Below are 15925 nucleotides of genomic sequence, written 5' to 3'. Positions count from 1 at the left end.
TTTCAAGATACTGAATTTCAGTATCTTGAGCAATATCTAATCAATATTTTTTACTTCAAATAATTACACCCAACGGGTTAATACTATTAAAATTCTTCTTGAAATTAGTATCATAATTTTCTTGTAAAGATATGTTTTTTAAATATATATATTTAAGCGTTTAAATAACTATAAAGTACTTATAAATTAAATATTTTTCCTTTAGTAGCCCTTAGTTTTTAGAAGTGTTTTCAATTTCTTTTTTCTTTTTTTCTTCAGCTTTCTTCTGTTTTCTAAAATAACCTCTTAGAAAAAAATTATGTTTTGCAGCTTCTTCAATCTCTAATAAATTTTTAGAACCTTTTTCGATATTGGTCAATGTAGAATCTAGCGAAATTGCCAAACGTTCGTTGGTTACCAATTTGGACAAAACACCTTGATTTGAATTTAGTTTTTGGGTAAAAATATCGAATTGTGTTGTGCTTTTTTCGAGATTGTCTAACGTTTTTTTAATTGAGTTTGAATAATCGGGACTGGTCATTAACTTATGTAATGAGCCGTTTTTATCATTTATGTTTTTTGAAAAAAGAAGAAACTCATCGGAACTCATTTGTAAGTTATTAAGTATTTTTTGAATACTATTTGCAAATTCTTCATCAGTTAAAACCTTGTTTAACGCTCCTTTTCCATTATTGATTTTATAGCTAAATTGAGAAAGTTGATTTGTAATTATTTGAGCATTATCGACACTCTTTTTTAAATTTTTCATCAAATCTTCTAATTCTACTGCTTCATTAGAAGCTATCGTAGCATTATCTTTTACAATAAATTCAGATGATGTCCCAGGAGAAATAGTTAATACTTTATCACCCATTAATCCATCAGATCCAATACTAGCAGTGGCATCAGCTTTAATGTATTGTTGTACTTCTTCTCTAATAATCAAATTGACCACAACAGCTGAGTCTGAAATAAATTGAATTTTTTTTATGGTACCTACATTTATTCCTGAAAACCTAACATTGTTACCCACTTTTAAACCGCTAACATTTTTAAAATTAGCATTAAGATGAAATGTAGATCCAAATAAGTTTTTGCTTTTACCAATAAAATAAATTGTAATAAAAAATAACGTTAATCCTAAAAGAACAAACATCCCTAATTTCCAGATATAATTTGAAGATTTTTTCATGTTTATAATTTTTAATTTTTCTCACTTCGTTTTTAGGTTGTATCTATGAAAAGAAAGAACAAACCCATTCATCAGTACTTTTTTTAAGTTCTTCATAAGTTCCTTCGGTATTTATAACCCCATCTTTTATAATCATAATTCTATTTCCTGTCATTTTTGCACACGACATATCGTGTGTAATTATAATAGATGATGCTTTGTATTTCTTTTGTATAGAAACAATTAATTCACTTATTTCTCTAGATGTTATGGTATCTAAACCCGATGTAGGCTCGTCGTATAAAATAATTTCAGGATTGATAATCAGGGTTCTAGCCAATCCAATTCGTTTTCGCATACCGCCGGATAATTCAGATGGCATTTTGTCTATAGCCTCTTTTAAACCTACATTCTCTAATGCTTCATTAATTTTAAATTCAATTTCTTGATCTGTTAAATCTTTAGTATGATGCTTTAATGTAAACGCTAAATTATTCCTTACAGACATTGAGTCATATAATGCACCATTCTGAAACATAAATCCAACTCTTACCCGAATTTTGTTTAGTTCATTATTTCTAAGTTTCGTAATATCCGTTCCAAAAACGTTGATTTCGCCTTTATCGGCTTCAATTAAACCTACCAAGCATTTTATCATAATTGATTTTCCTGAACCAGATCTTCCAAGAACAACCAATGCTTCTCCTTTATTTACTGTAAGGTTTATACCTTTTAAAACGTTGTTCTTTCCAAATGACTTCCACAAATTTTTAATTAATATGATAGGTTTTTCGTTCATAATTCTAAAAAAATAAATCAGTTATTTGCACCGCAAACATATCAATTATAAATATTGATAATGATGCTGTAACAACAGCCTCATTAGCAGCAATTCCTACACTAGCTGTTCCTCGGGAAGCATTAAATCCTTTATAGCAACCAATTAATCCAATAAAAAATCCAAAGAAAAAGGTTTTGATGACAGCTGGCATTACATCTAAAAATTCAAGATGTTCAATTACTTCTGAGAAATACCGAAACGCTCCCATACTTCCATGTATATTATACCCTACATAGCCCCCAAAAATGCCAACAAAATCTGCAAATATCACTAAAAGAGGTACCATGATTGTAGTAGCTAAAATTCGAGATACTACCAAATATTTATAGGGATTGATTGCTGAAACTTCCATAGCATCAATTTGTTCAGTGACTTTCATAGAGCCTAGTTCAGCACCAATGCTTGATGCAATTTTACCTGCACAAATTAAAGCGGTAACAACAGGAGCAATTTCTCTAATTAAGGATAGCGAAACCATACTGGGCAACCAAGATTCTGCTCCAAATTTACTCATCGTAGGTCTCGATTGAATGGTAAGTACCAAGCCCATAATAAAACCAGTTATCGAAACCAGTGGCAATGATTTATATCCAATAGCATAACATTGGCGTAAAAATTCATTGATTGGAAACGGAAGTCTGATAATTTCTTTAAAGAATCTTCCTGTAAATAATGAAATAGTACCAGTATCTTCAAATATGTTTTTGATATAGGTTTGCATGTTTTACTTGTTTAAATTCCAAAGAGTATAATTTAAAATAGCGGCAAAACTTACCCAAGAAATGTATGGAACTAATAGCCAAGCAGCAGTTTTACTGATTTCTGAAAATCGGATAATGGTAAAAAATATAAACACAATCATAAATATAATTTCTACAAAGGCAGTTAGAGGAGATTGGAATTTAAAAAACAAAATAGTCCACCAAAAATTTAAGAATAATTGTGCCGCAAAAATGAGACAAGCTACCATTTTTTGATCCTCAAATGCATCACTCTTCCAAACTATCCAAAGTGAAATAGCCATTAAAAGATATAATACAGTCCAAACAGGTCCAAATATATAGCCTGGCGGATTCCAAGAAGGTTTGATGATTGCATTGAACCAAATATTATTTTGAGTGTTAGTTAATAACCCTGAAATAATGCCTGCAACTTCACAAATTATAATACAAATTACTAATTTCCAATTATTTGGTATAGTAGTCAATGTCTCCATAGGTTTGATTTAAATAATTAAAATAAACCTACAAAATCATAAAAATCTTGTAGGTTTTAAAACTATCAATGTCATCTGTTAGTACCAAAAGTCTCAATTTTTGGTGAACATTTTCTTCTCTTGACAAATAACATTGATCATTCTGTGTGTTGCTTTTCATTAGCAATTGTATCACGTAATTGCTTTACTTTGTCATGATCTGCTTTCAACAAAGCATACTGTTTATTTAACATCTCTTGTTGTTTCCAATTGATATCTTCATGGTCTTCATGGTTATCACTAAGTACATTTTTATACGTTTTTAAAGCGGCATCTTCTCCATACTCACAGGAATCTAAAATAGATTTTCGGTCATTTCCTGTTAATGCGGCTTTAACATCCATCCAAACTCTAAAAAATTTTCCTGTGGTTCGTGTACCTTCATCTGGAGTTCCGTCAAGTTTCTTCACTTCTGCTACTAGTTCTTTTCGACATTCTACACTGGTTTGCATTAGATCTGAAAACAGCATTTTTAAGTCAGTCTCATTAGTTTCTTCATTAGCTGTTTTATATCCTTCTATTCGGTCGTTATTGATTACGATTAAGGAATTAAGCGCTTCAATTATTTTTTCATTTTCCATCTTGATTTGAGTTTAATTTTAGTGATTTTATAATGGTAAAATTCTATACATTAGACAGTTAATTTGTTATATAACTTTTTAAAAAAGTTGTAGGATTCACAGATTTTGTTTTCTTCGAGGATGGCTTTTGATAATTGTTTGTCGAGACTATAACTATCGTTTCGAAAATTTAAATTGTTTTTACTATCCACCCAAGCGGTAAAGTGAATTATATAAACAGGCATCTTTGGTTTAATTGGCTTATCTGTTTCTGTATTTTTTCATGATTTTATCTGTGTTTTCTGTCTTTCAAATAGTTTTGAAAATCTTTTTCAAAGACTCATTTTTTACTTGACTCGATGCATTTCATAAACTCATCAATAAAAATTTCTGCAAACGCGTCAGTTTCTTGTTTGTTGGTCGGAACACCATAATCGTCAAATTTTTCTTGTACTCTCGACACTGGAAAATTGGCTGTAAAGGTCCAAGCTCTTATTTTCCAAAAGATAAATTGCAACTGAGTTAGTGCTTGTAAGCCCCCGAAGTCTCCTGATGAAACTGTTGAAAAAGCTACAGGTTTTCGATGCCATTCTTCATACAACAAATCAATGGCGTTTTTTAAACTGGCGGGTAAACTTCCGTTATATTCTGGAGTAACTACAATTACCCCATTTGATTGAATAATTTTATTTTTGAATTCTAAAGCATCAAAACTCGGATTGGTTTGGTGTTTTAATGGTGCTTCAAAAATGGGAAAATTATAGGAAGCTAAATCCAAAATTTCTACAGTTGCTAATTTATTCTCATTTAAAAAGTGTTGCAAGTAGAGTGCAACAGCGTGACTTTTTCTGCCCGTTCGAATACTGGAAGAGATGATTGAGATGTGATACATTTTGAATGGTTTTATAAGTGTAAGATGAAACAAATATGACTATTAAAAAGTATGCTCCTGTTATATATAAATTATGAAAAGTTATGTAATTCATACGTTTTAAAACGCTGCACGAAGTATCCTGTCTTTATACCCATTTCTATGCATCATTATAATTCTAGTATGTTTTTTATTTGTTACACTGCGTTAGTTGCCTATTTTTCTAGCTACGGTCGGGAGACTTCGCAGAGCAAAGGGTTTACTATAAAAGATTTGATATTTATTGTAGGCACGGATTGCAAATCCGCGCTATCTTGGTCGATATGTCATTATAATTTTAGTACGCCTTTATTTGTAGGACTGCTTTAGTTGGCTATTTTTCTAGCTACGAATTTGGGGACTTCGCAGAGCGAATCTCGAAGATTTATACTATTTTTTTATATATTTGAAAATAAAATAAAGCGAAGCAAACATGCTCCAAGCTACCCAATTTTGGGTGTATATGAAGGTCTGTTTCGCGTATAATATGTTGTGAGCCATTTGGAATTTCCGTACTAAATTTCGACCTTTACAAAAAAAGAAATCATGAATGCATTAGAAAACATAAAAAATAGTTTAATAGACAGAATACTTGCAACACGAAATGAGCAATTATTGGAAGCTATTAAAATTATTTTTGACTCGACTCAATCAGAAGAAATCATTTCTCTTTCAACTGAGCAAATTGAAATGTTATCTTTGAGTGAAAAAGATATTGAAGATGGAAAATTGGTTTCAGAATCTGAATTAAGCAAAAGAGATTCTAAATGGCTCAGTTAACGATACAGTGGACCGAAACAGCAATTAGACAAAGAAATTTTATTTTCGAATATTGGATTGAAAGAAATCAAAGCACAACTTACGTAAAAAAACTCAATGAGAAAATAAAAGAAAGAACAGATCTTTTAAAGCAAAATCCTTTGTTGGGCAAAAAAACAGATTTCAAAAATACTAGAGCAGTTTCTCTTGGACATTATAGTATTCTTTATAAAAAAAGTAATTTTAAAATTATAATAACTGGTTTTTGGGACAATAGACAAGAACCTGAAAAGTTATTGATATTCCTTAAAAAATAAATAATCAAACGGCTTACTACACTTGCTAAAGCTCATGGCTAGTTTTTCGGTAAATTGTTCGTTTACTTTTCATAACTTCGCTGTAAGGTTATGAAAAAAGCTTTCCATAAGCAACCGCGAGCTCTAGTATCGACCGTTATGGTCAAGGCTAAAAGAACGACTCAACGAAAATAAACGACTAATAATGCAACAACGAATAATAGGATTTGCCTTACAAGAGCAATGGTGGTGAAATGGTTTGGAATGAGGAATTGGAAAAGGAGATTCCTGTGGGGTGGAATGTTTCAAAACTTGGGAAAGAATATGAATTAACAATTGGAAGAACACCGCCTAGAATTGAAAGAAAATGGTTTAATCAAAATGAAAATTCAATAAATTGGATTTCAATTAAAGATTTAGCTTCTTGTCAAACTTATATTTTTGATACAAATGAAAATTTAACATTAGAAGCAGTTAATAAATTCTCAATTCCAATTATAAAAGAAAATACGACTATAATGAGTTTTAAGATGTCAATTGGAAAATTAGCAATTACTACTAAAGAAATGTTATCCAATGAAGCTATTGTTCATTTTAATCGTAATGATAAAACAAAATTGAGTTCTGAATTTATTTATTGTTTTCTAAATCAATTTAAATTTAATATTCTAGGTTCAACTTCTTCAATTGTTGAGTCAATTAATACTCAAATCATTAAAAATATAGATTTTTTAATTCCTATTGATTCAACCCTTAAAACCTTCGATAAAATAATTAAACCCCTTTTCAAAAATAAAAAAAACATTGAACTACAAAGCCAAAGATTAGAAGAATTAAAGGATTTGTTATTGGCGAGGATGACGAGGGTTGAAAGTGCGATGGAAAATATAAAGAAATAAAAATATAAACAAAATATTTATGAAATATAAATACCAACTAATTTTATTAGGTTCTGATGTTCCAGAAAAGCATCATATTCTAAGTAAGGTACTTGATAAACTAAATGATTTAGGCTTACCAAACTCTATTTTAAAAATAATTGAGAGTGATAAGCTAAATGAAGAATATTTAGGTAACCAACCAGCTTTCGGTTTGTATTTTGGAGACATCGAAAAGAATTATAAAGACTTGGATGTTTCTCACAAGCTAATCAAGTATGGCACGATGATTCTTCCTATTTTTTTTAATTCCTTTTCAGATGATATTCCTTGTATTTTATCCAATCAAAACGGTATTCAATTTAAAGAATCTGAATTAGATAGAATAGCTAATATTATTCTAGAATCATTTGAATTACTGCGAAATACTAGAAAAATATTTATAAGTTACAAAAGAAATGAATCTACATCTGTTGCAATTCAATTATATGAAGCTCTTGAGTCTTTTAACTATGATGTCTTTTTAGATACACATTCTATTGGTAAAGGAGAAGCATTTCAAGATGAACTTTGGCATAGAATGACAGATTGTGATGTTATTGTGCTTCTAAATACGCCTGGCTTTCTCAAAAGTTTTTGGTGTAAAGAAGAATTTGCAGAAGCTGGAGCTAAACAAATCGGTATGATTCAACTAGTTTGGCCAAATCATGAAATAAAAAAAATAGAACCATCCTCTTACATAAGTTACCCAATACAGTTAAAGAGTTTAAATTTTTTAGATGGTATTTTCGATGATAAAGATAAATCCAAATTTATACCAGATTTCGTTGACAGAATTATTCAAGAAGTAGAATCGGTAAGAGCTAGGAATCTTGCGGCAAGGCAAGATAATTTGACAACAGAATTTCGAAATATCGCTGAAAAAAACGGTAGAATTGTCACTGTACAACCCGAAAGATTTTTAACAGAGGATTTACCAGACGGAACACATATAATCTATATCCCTACAATAGGAATCCCACAATCAACAAGTTGTCAATCGGCAGAAATTAAAAAAGAATTGTTAGGATATAAAGATGTCACTATTAAAGTAATTTATGATGATTTAAGAATTAGAGATAAATGGTTAAATCATCTGGATTGGCTAAATGATAATTTTAAAAAAGATATTAAAACTTTAAAAAAACAAGACTTCGAATCATGGCTACAACCACTCTAAAAAACATTTTTCTTTCTGCGAGTGTACCATTACCTGAAAGAGACCAAAAATATATTGAAACAGCTGACATTATTGCAATTCGTGACTCAGTTATTGCTTTTGCAACTGTGGTTTTACCACATCATAGAATTATATGGGGAGGTCATCCATCTATTACCCCATTAATTTATTATGTAATGGAAAAACTTGATTTAAATATTCAAGAACATGTAACCATATATCAATCTAGATTATTTGAAAAGTTTTTTCTGGAAGATAATAATAAGTTTAAAAATGTAATTCTTACAGATATCATCGATAATGATAGAGAGAAATCTTTATTGCATATGAGAGAAAGAATGCTTGATGAGTCTGAGTTTTCGGCAGCTGTGTTTATTGGAGGAATGGAAGGAATTGATGGAGATAAAGAAAAAGGAATAGAAGGCGAATATAAAATGTTTATTGATAGACACCCACAAGCTTTATTATTGCCTATTGCTAGCACTGGTGCGGCGACTAAAATTGTTTATGATAATCTTTTTCCTGAAGAATTCAAAAATGAAAGGTTAGTTAAAGATTATGGCTATATGAGTTTATTCCAAAAGTTATTAATTGATAAAATATAAAAGATGGCTAGAAAATATTTTGTTTCGTATAAATACAAAGATGAGAAAGTGCAAAAACTAAAAGACTTTTTCTACGAAGAAGTTAACGGAAGTATGCAGTTTAATTCCAGAAATACAAGAGTTCGAGATTATGTAGATTTATTGCAAAATAAAATCGGAAGTGATCATATTAATCTTGGTGAAAGGGATGGTGAAAGTTTAGAAGAATTCTTAGACCACGAAATTGAATCGGAATTGAAGAGAAGAATTCGACAATGTAGTGTAACAATTGTGATGATTTCAAAAGGAATGAAATTAACTAATAAAACTCAAAAAGAACAATGGATTCCTTGGGAAATCTCATATTCTTTGAGAACAGTCCCAACAGGAGGAAATACAAAACAAATGAATGCTGTTATAGGGGTGGTTTTACCTGATGAATCTGGAACTTATGATTGGTATTATGCTTATAATCCAAACTGTAATAGTATAACTCATCATACCAATTTACTATTTAAAATTTTAAGTAGTAATATGTTCAACTTATGGGAGAAAGAAACTCGTGAATGTAATGGTTCAATAATTACTATATCTAACGAGCCTTCATTCATAAAAACTGTAAAATGGAGTGATTTTATGTTTAATGATAATTTCAATTCTCATCTTGAAAAAGCTATCGAAATTAAAGATAACAAAGGATTATATGATTATAAAATTAATTTAGAGTAAACAAATGGCAAAATACAGTGTACATCAACAACCCGTAGAAACTTTATTAAGTTGGATCAAATCTGGCGATATTGCTATTCCGGAAATACAAAGACCTTTTGTTTGGAACGGAGCCAAAGTAAGAGATTTAATTGATTCATTGTATCAAGGATATCCTGTAGGGTATATTATCACTTGGCGTAATCCTGATGTGAAATTAAAAAACGGCGAATTATCAGCAGGAAAAAAAGTATTGATTGATGGCCAACAGCGAATTACTGCTTTAACCGCTGCCATTGTTGGGCAAAGAGTATTAGATAAAAATTATAAAGAAATCAATATTCGTATTGCGTTTAATCCATTGGAAGAAAAATTTGATGTACTCAATAAAGCCTATGAAAAAAGCCCGGAATGGATAGATAATATTAACCCAATTGTAAACGATGAGATTTCCATTTCTAAAGCTATTCGGAAATATTGCCAAGAGAATCCTGAAGCTGATGAGGAGTTGGTAGAAGAACGCATTGAAAACTTGAAACGTATTAAAACAAAGCAAGTCGGCATTATTGAATTAGATGCTAGTTTGGATATTGATACTGTTACCGAAATTTTTATCCGTATCAATCAAAAAGGAGTGGTTTTGAGTAATGCTGACTTTGTCATGTCTAAGATTGCTTCTGACGAGCAACATGGTGGTAATAAAATGCGAAAAATGGTAGATTACTTCTGCCGATTACTAGTTGATAAAGGTTTTATAAAACACATTCAAGACAATGATACTGTCTTTACGCAGTCTGATTACTACAAAGAAATTAAGTGGATGGCTACTGGAATTGATGATTTATATGTTCCAGATTACATTGATATGCTTAGGGTAGCTTTTACTTTTAAATTCAGCCGAGGAAAGTTTAGTGATTTGGTAGCTTTGTTATCTGGGCGTAATTTTGAAACACGTTCTTATGAAGGTAGCATTGCCGAAGCTAGTTATGCCAAACTATCTGAAGGTTTATCTGCTTTTGTGAATCAAACCAATTATCAGCGTTTTGTGATGATTATTAAATCGACTGGATTAATAAGCAGGAAATTAATATCTTCTCAAAACAGTTTAAATTTTGCCTATGCTTTATATCTTAAATTAAGAGAAGATGGTATGGGAGAAGCAGAAGCTCAAGGTTATGTAAAACGTTGGATGGTGATGAGTATGTTTATCGGTCGTTATTCTGGTTCTGCTGAATCCCGTATTGATGAAGACATCAAGCAAATTAATGAAAAGGGAATAGCGGCTTATTTAATCCAAATGGAGCAAGCGCATTTAGGAGCTGGTTTTTGGGATTTCGGAATCATTAATGATTTGGAAACTTCAAGTGTCAACAACAATGCTTACAATATCTATTTAGCGGCACAAGTAAATAACAATGCGGTTGCTTTTTTATCTAAAAACATGAAAATTAGCAGCTTAATAGAACAACGTGGTGATGTACACCATATTTTTCCTAAAAAATACTTGATGAATAATGGCTATCCTCAAAAGGCATACAATCAGGTAGCCAATTTTGTATTCACAGAACAAGCTACTAATATAAAAGTGGGTATGTTAACGCCTAAAGATTATTTAGATAAGGTAAAAGCTCAAATACAAGCAGGAACCAATGGCATTAGTACTTTGGATTCTGATAGTAGCCTACAAGAAAACTTGATTAATAATGACATTCCAGGAATTATAGAGGAAGCAAGTCACCTAGTATATGAAGATTTTTTAGAAGAGCGCAGAAGATTGATGGCTAAAAAATTAAAAGTTTATTATAGTCAGTTGTAGAAAAAGAGTAAATGTCAAGTTTTTGGAATAGAAAACTTGACATTTAAGAATATATAATCATTTTGCCGACGTCGGGAAAACGATGCAAAATGATATATAAGCAATTTTTAGTGCATAAAATCGCTTATTATTGTAAAAACTATAATAATAGATAGTTTTAAATCTGCTTATTTTTTATACATTTGCCTAAATAAGATAAATTATGAAAATTTCAACCCTTATTCCGCAAGAAAAAATTATAGAACGTTTGCGTTATGAAAACCCTTGGTGGGTAACGCAGGTTATTCCAGAGCTTTATCGTTCTATGTCTAAACGTTTGTATTTTAACCTCTTTTATCCATTTGTTGTAGAAAAAGAAATTAAAAGAGCGGTGGTATTAATGGGACCCAGACGTGTGGGTAAAACCGTGATGATGTTTCATACCATTGATCAATTGATACAGGATAAGATTAGCCCTCAAAAACTTTTTTTTATTGGTATCGATAATCCTATTTATATCAATTTGAGTTTACAAGACATTTTGGATTTATGCACCGAAGCCTTGAAGATTAAAAATCTTGAGGATTGTTATATTTTCTTTGATGAAATTCAGTACCTAAAAGACTGGGAACGCCATTTAAAAGTATTGGTGGATACTTATCCTAAGACAAAATTTATAGTATCAGGTTCTGCTGCTGCTGCTTTGCGTTGGCACAGTACAGAGAGTGGCGCTGGTCGGTTTACTGATTTTATGTTGCCTCCTTTGACCTTTCAGGAGTTTATTCATTTAAAAAATCGTTCCCATTTAATGGTAGAAGGAGCTATAAAATACAACGGAAAAGAAATAGTGTATCAACTAACCAATAATATAGACGAGCTCAATAAAGAATTTGTAAATTATCTCAATTTTGGTGGTTATCCCGAAGTAGTATTGTCTGAAAGAATACAGGGCGATATGGGAAGATATGTAAAAAACGACATTGTTGATAAGGTGTTACTTCGCGATTTACCTAGTTTGTATGGCATAAAAGATGTGCAAGAACTCAACCGCTTTTTTACCTATATTGCTTATAATACAGGTAATGAATTTTCGTATGAAACCATGTCAAAAGAGAGTGGTATACAAAAAGATACTTTAAAAAAATATTTGGAATATTTGGAAGCTGCTTTTTTGATTAAAGTGCTTAACAAATTAGATATCAACGCTAAAAAATTAAAAAGGGTTACTAGTTTCAAAGTATATCTAACCAATCCCTCATTGCGAACTGCTTTGTTTTCACCTATTTCAGAAAGTGATCAAGAAATGGGGAATATGGTAGAAACCGCAATACTTTCTCAATGGATGCACAGAGAAAATTTGAACCTTAATTATGCGCGTTGGAAAGACAAAAAGGAAGGTGAAGTAGATTTAGTTTTACTCGATGATAAAAATTTTAAACCGGTTTGGGGTATTGAAATAAAGTGGAGCAATCGGTATTTTGAAAAAACGAATGAATTAAAAAGCATGATACAATTTTGTGACAACAACAACCTAACTGGTGCATTAATCACTACAATAAATCAAGAAGGAAACAAAACCTTTCAAGATATTGAATTTACCTTTTTACCAGCGGCTTTGTATGCTTATAATGTTGGGGTAAATACATTGAAAATGAAAGGCAATAATGACTAATATAAATGTGTGAATAAGCAATTTTTAAATGTAAAAAAAACTTATTCACCTCAAATCGAAATAAATAAGAAGGTTTAAATCTTTTTATTTTATTATTTTAGAACAAAATGAAATTCACAGAAGCACAATTAGAACAAGCCTTTATTAACTTACTGCAAGAAGAGGAAATGACTCATGTGGTAGGCGGTGAAGTGCGAAAGATTGAATTTATTGGCGTATCGGAGCCGCCGACTGCCTATGGTCATGTGGTGAGCGAAAAAGTCTTAGTGACGGGTGATTTGAGAGCGTATTTGCGTTTGCACTATGCTGCCGAACACATTACTGAAAACGAGATTGCATCTATAGTGCGTGATTTGGAACGGTTGCCTTCCTCGGATTTGTATGAGAGTAATAAAACCATTATGAAAATGGTTAGTGATGGTTTTTTATTGAAACGAGAAGACCGCAGTCAGAAAGATATTTATATACAGCTTATTGATTATAGCGAAGCGGATGAAAACATTTATAAGATAGTGAATCAATTGGCCATTAAAGGCTATGAAATGCGCATACCCGATTTGATATTGTATATCAATGGTTTGCCCTTGGTGGTTTTTGAATTTAAAACTGCGATAGAGGAAAACACAACGATTCATGATGCGTATAAACAATTGACTACTCGATACAAAAGAGATATTCCAGAATTGTTTAAGTATAATGCCTTTTGTGTGATAAGTGATGGTGTGAATACTAAAGCCGGATCTTTCTTTGCGCCGTATGAGTTCTTTTATGCCTGGCGCAAAATTGAAGGTATGGTAACGGAAGTTGACGGTATTGACGCTATGTTTACTTTAATTCAAGGGATGTTTAACCGTAAGCGATTGCGCGATATTATTCATAACTTTATTTATATTCCTGATAGTTCTAAGAAAAATGAAAAGATAGTTTGTAGGTATCCGCAATATTATGCTGCTACCAAATTATTTCAAAATATAAAATTGCACCAGCGTCCTGATGGTGATGGTAAAGGCGGTACTTATTTTGGCACCACGGGATGCGGCAAAAGCTACACCATGTTGTTCTTGAGTCGTCTGCTGATGAAAAGCACTTATTTTGGTAGTCCTACCATTGTTTTAATTACCGACCGTACTGATTTGGATGACCAGTTATCGGGACAGTTTACCGATGCTAAAGGATTTATTGGCGATGACACGATTATCAGTGTTGAAAGCCGTTCTAATTTAAGGGAACTAATGCAAGGCCGAAACAGTGGCGGAGTCTTTTTGACCACCATCCATAAATTTACGGAAGACACTAAATTACTAACAGACAGAACCAATGTAATTTGCATTTCGGATGAGGCACATCGAAGCCAGACCAATTTAGACCAGAAAATTAAAGTTAGTGAACATGGTGTTACCAAAACTTACGGATTTGCAAAGTACTTGCATGACTCATTGCCTAACGCTACTTATGTAGGTTTTACAGGAACACCCATCGATGCCACTATTGATGTTTTTGGTGATGTTGTTGATGCCTATACCATGACGGAATCGGTTGCAGATGAAATCACGGTGCGTATTGTTTATGAAGGACGTGCAGCCAAAGTTTTATTGAACAACCGAAAACTTCAAGAAATTGAAGAGTATTACAATCGTTGTGCAGAGGTAGGTAGTAATGAACACCAAATAGAGGAAAGTAAAAAAGTGATGGCTCAAATGAATGCCATCATAGGTGATCCAAAACGATTAAAGGATTTGGCTGAAGATTTTGTAAAACATTATGAGAATCGAATAGCCGAAGGAGCTACTATAAAAGGAAAAGCGATGTTTGTATGTAGTAGTCGTTCTATTGCCTATGAATTCTATAAAAACGTTTTGGAACTAAGACCAGAATGGGGTGAAATAAAAGTTTGTGATGAAGGTACTGTCCTTACCGATAAAGAGAAAAAGGAAATCAAACCGATGGAGCGCATAAAAATGGTCATGACCCGAGGAAAAGATGATCCTGAAGAGCTATATTATTTATTGGGTACAAAGGAGGATCGAAAAGAAATGGATCGCCAATTCAAAAATGAAAAATCCAATTTCAAAATAGCAATTGTGGTCGATATGTGGCTCACAGGTTTTGATGTTCCGTTTTTAGATACGATGTATATTGATAAACCCATCCAGCGACACAATCTAATCCAAACCATTTCAAGGGTTAACCGTAAATTCGAAGGAAAAAACAAGGGTTTGATTGTGGATTATATCGGTATTAAAAAACAAATGAACTTGGCATTGGCGCATTATAACAAAAAGGATTCCGATATTTTCGAAGATATCGAGCAATCCATTGTAGTAGTGAAGGATCAAGTGGATTTGTTGCATAAACTGTTTCATAAATTTGATAGCAGCAAATACTTCAAAGGCACACCACTCGAACAACTCAACACTTTGAATAAAGGAGCTGAGTTTGCTCAAATAACACAAGATATAGAAAAACGGTTTATGTATATCGTAAAACGGTTGAAAGCAGCTTATGATATTTGTTCTGGAAGTGAATCTTTCTCGCATCACGAAAGAGACGAAATTCATTTCTTTTTGGCCGTCAGATCCATTGTATTCAAACTAACCAAAGGGGTGGCACCTGACACTGCTCAAATGAATAATAAGGTTCGGAATATGATTCAGGATGCAATTGAGAGTGAAGGTGTGGAGGAAATTTTTAAATTAGGAGAAACAGGAGAAACAGAAGTCGATATTTTCTCGGATGATTATTTAGCCAAACTAGATAAGATTAAACTCCCGAATACCAAAATTAAATTATTGCAAAAACTCTTGGCAAAAGCGATAGAAGACATTCAGAAAATCAACAAAATAATGGGAGTTGATTTCACAAAGCGTCTGCAATTTATTGTCGATAAATACAACGAACGAAAAGAAAACGATGTTTTAGACAGTATAGTACTGGAGGATTTTACCGATGAGATTATCGATTTGTATTTTGCTCTGAAAAAAGAAAAGGACTCTTTCAAAGACTTAGGCATAGATATAGAAGAGAAAGCCTTTTACGATATTTTAAAAGCCTTGGCAATCAAATATGATTTTGTGTACCCTGAAGACAAGCTTATTGTACTTGCTCAAAAAGTCAAAGAAGTAGTTGATGACAAGGCAAAATACACCGATTGGAGTAAACGGGACGATATTAAAGCTGAACTTAAAGTAGGATTGATTATACTATTAGCTGACAATGGATATCCACCAGTTGATAGAGATGAAGTCTATAAAGAAATCTTTGAACAAGCAGAGAATTTTAAGAAATATCAAAAGTAACG

At 32.0% G+C, this 15925-nt stretch carries 15 protein-coding genes; 9 read left to right on the top strand and 6 right to left on the bottom strand.

What is annotated here, in order from left to right; all coding sequences use genetic code 11:
- Nucleotides 1–211: 211 nt before the first annotated feature.
- The 6 genes from ACFQ0S_RS06120 to ACFQ0S_RS06095 form a co-directional block, all read right to left on the bottom strand.
- A complete protein-coding gene (locus tag ACFQ0S_RS06120) occupies nucleotides 212–1171 on the bottom strand; it encodes an MlaD family protein (protein ID WP_379756318.1) in 960 nt (319 codons plus the stop codon).
- 43 nt (nucleotides 1172–1214) lie between these two features.
- Nucleotides 1215–1949, bottom strand: coding sequence for an ABC transporter ATP-binding protein (locus ACFQ0S_RS06115; RefSeq protein WP_379756321.1), 735 nt, complete (start codon nucleotides 1947–1949; stop codon nucleotides 1215–1217).
- 4 nt (nucleotides 1950–1953) lie between these two features.
- Complete coding sequence (locus tag ACFQ0S_RS06110) at nucleotides 1954–2712, bottom strand: MlaE family ABC transporter permease (RefSeq protein WP_379756323.1); 759 nt, start codon at nucleotides 2710–2712, stop codon at nucleotides 1954–1956.
- A gap of 3 nt (nucleotides 2713–2715) precedes the next feature.
- Nucleotides 2716–3207, bottom strand: a complete 492-nt coding sequence (locus tag ACFQ0S_RS06105) for a TspO/MBR family protein (protein ID WP_379756326.1) — start codon at nucleotides 3205–3207, stop codon at nucleotides 2716–2718.
- Nucleotides 3208–3344: 137 nt separating this feature from the next.
- The gene (locus tag ACFQ0S_RS06100) at nucleotides 3345–3827 is read right to left on the bottom strand and encodes a ferritin-like domain-containing protein (RefSeq protein WP_379756329.1); all 483 of its coding nucleotides are present in this window, start codon (nucleotides 3825–3827) and stop codon (nucleotides 3345–3347) included.
- A gap of 319 nt (nucleotides 3828–4146) precedes the next feature.
- Nucleotides 4147–4698, bottom strand: coding sequence for an NADPH-dependent FMN reductase (locus tag ACFQ0S_RS06095; RefSeq protein ID WP_379756332.1), 552 nt, complete (start codon nucleotides 4696–4698; stop codon nucleotides 4147–4149).
- A gap of 564 nt (nucleotides 4699–5262) precedes the next feature.
- On the opposite strand from ACFQ0S_RS06095, the gene ACFQ0S_RS06090 reads away from it, so the two are divergent.
- From ACFQ0S_RS06090 to ACFQ0S_RS06050, 9 genes are all read left to right on the top strand, one after another.
- Nucleotides 5263–5496, top strand: coding sequence for a hypothetical protein (locus ACFQ0S_RS06090; RefSeq protein ID WP_379756335.1), 234 nt, complete (start codon nucleotides 5263–5265; stop codon nucleotides 5494–5496).
- A complete protein-coding gene (locus tag ACFQ0S_RS06085; protein ID WP_379756338.1) occupies nucleotides 5484–5792 on the top strand; it encodes a type II toxin-antitoxin system RelE/ParE family toxin in 309 nt (102 codons plus the stop codon). The genes ACFQ0S_RS06090 and ACFQ0S_RS06085 overlap by 13 nt, the downstream gene beginning before the upstream one ends.
- A gap of 206 nt (nucleotides 5793–5998) precedes the next feature.
- Nucleotides 5999–6670 (top strand): restriction endonuclease subunit S, encoded by a 672-nt coding sequence (locus ACFQ0S_RS06080; protein ID WP_379756340.1) that lies wholly within the window; start codon nucleotides 5999–6001, stop codon nucleotides 6668–6670.
- A gap of 19 nt (nucleotides 6671–6689) precedes the next feature.
- On the top strand, nucleotides 6690–7868 hold the full coding sequence (locus ACFQ0S_RS06075) for a toll/interleukin-1 receptor domain-containing protein (protein ID WP_379756343.1): 1179 nt from the start codon (nucleotides 6690–6692) through the stop codon (nucleotides 7866–7868).
- Nucleotides 7850–8473 (top strand): SLOG domain-containing protein, encoded by a 624-nt coding sequence (locus tag ACFQ0S_RS06070; RefSeq protein ID WP_379756346.1) that lies wholly within the window; start codon nucleotides 7850–7852, stop codon nucleotides 8471–8473. The genes ACFQ0S_RS06075 and ACFQ0S_RS06070 overlap by 19 nt, the downstream gene beginning before the upstream one ends.
- Nucleotides 8474–8476: 3 nt before the next feature.
- On the top strand, nucleotides 8477–9181 hold the full coding sequence (locus tag ACFQ0S_RS06065; RefSeq protein ID WP_379756349.1) for a TIR domain-containing protein: 705 nt from the start codon (nucleotides 8477–8479) through the stop codon (nucleotides 9179–9181).
- Between the two features lie 4 nt (nucleotides 9182–9185).
- Nucleotides 9186–10976 (top strand): GmrSD restriction endonuclease domain-containing protein, encoded by a 1791-nt coding sequence (locus ACFQ0S_RS06060; protein WP_379756352.1) that lies wholly within the window; start codon nucleotides 9186–9188, stop codon nucleotides 10974–10976.
- Nucleotides 10977–11178: 202 nt separating this feature from the next.
- On the top strand, nucleotides 11179–12627 hold the full coding sequence (locus ACFQ0S_RS06055) for an ATP-binding protein (RefSeq protein ID WP_379756355.1): 1449 nt from the start codon (nucleotides 11179–11181) through the stop codon (nucleotides 12625–12627).
- Nucleotides 12628–12734: 107 nt separating this feature from the next.
- The gene (locus ACFQ0S_RS06050) at nucleotides 12735–15923 is read left to right on the top strand and encodes a type I restriction endonuclease subunit R (RefSeq protein ID WP_379756358.1); all 3189 of its coding nucleotides are present in this window, start codon (nucleotides 12735–12737) and stop codon (nucleotides 15921–15923) included.
- The last annotated feature ends 2 nt before the right edge of the window (nucleotides 15924–15925 follow it).

The organism is Flavobacterium myungsuense, assembly GCF_042677265.1.
GTDB lineage: Bacteria > Bacteroidota > Bacteroidia > Flavobacteriales > Flavobacteriaceae > Flavobacterium > Flavobacterium myungsuense.
Note: the sequence above shows the minus strand (reverse complement) of the source record. Positions and strands in the feature narration are given on the sequence as shown.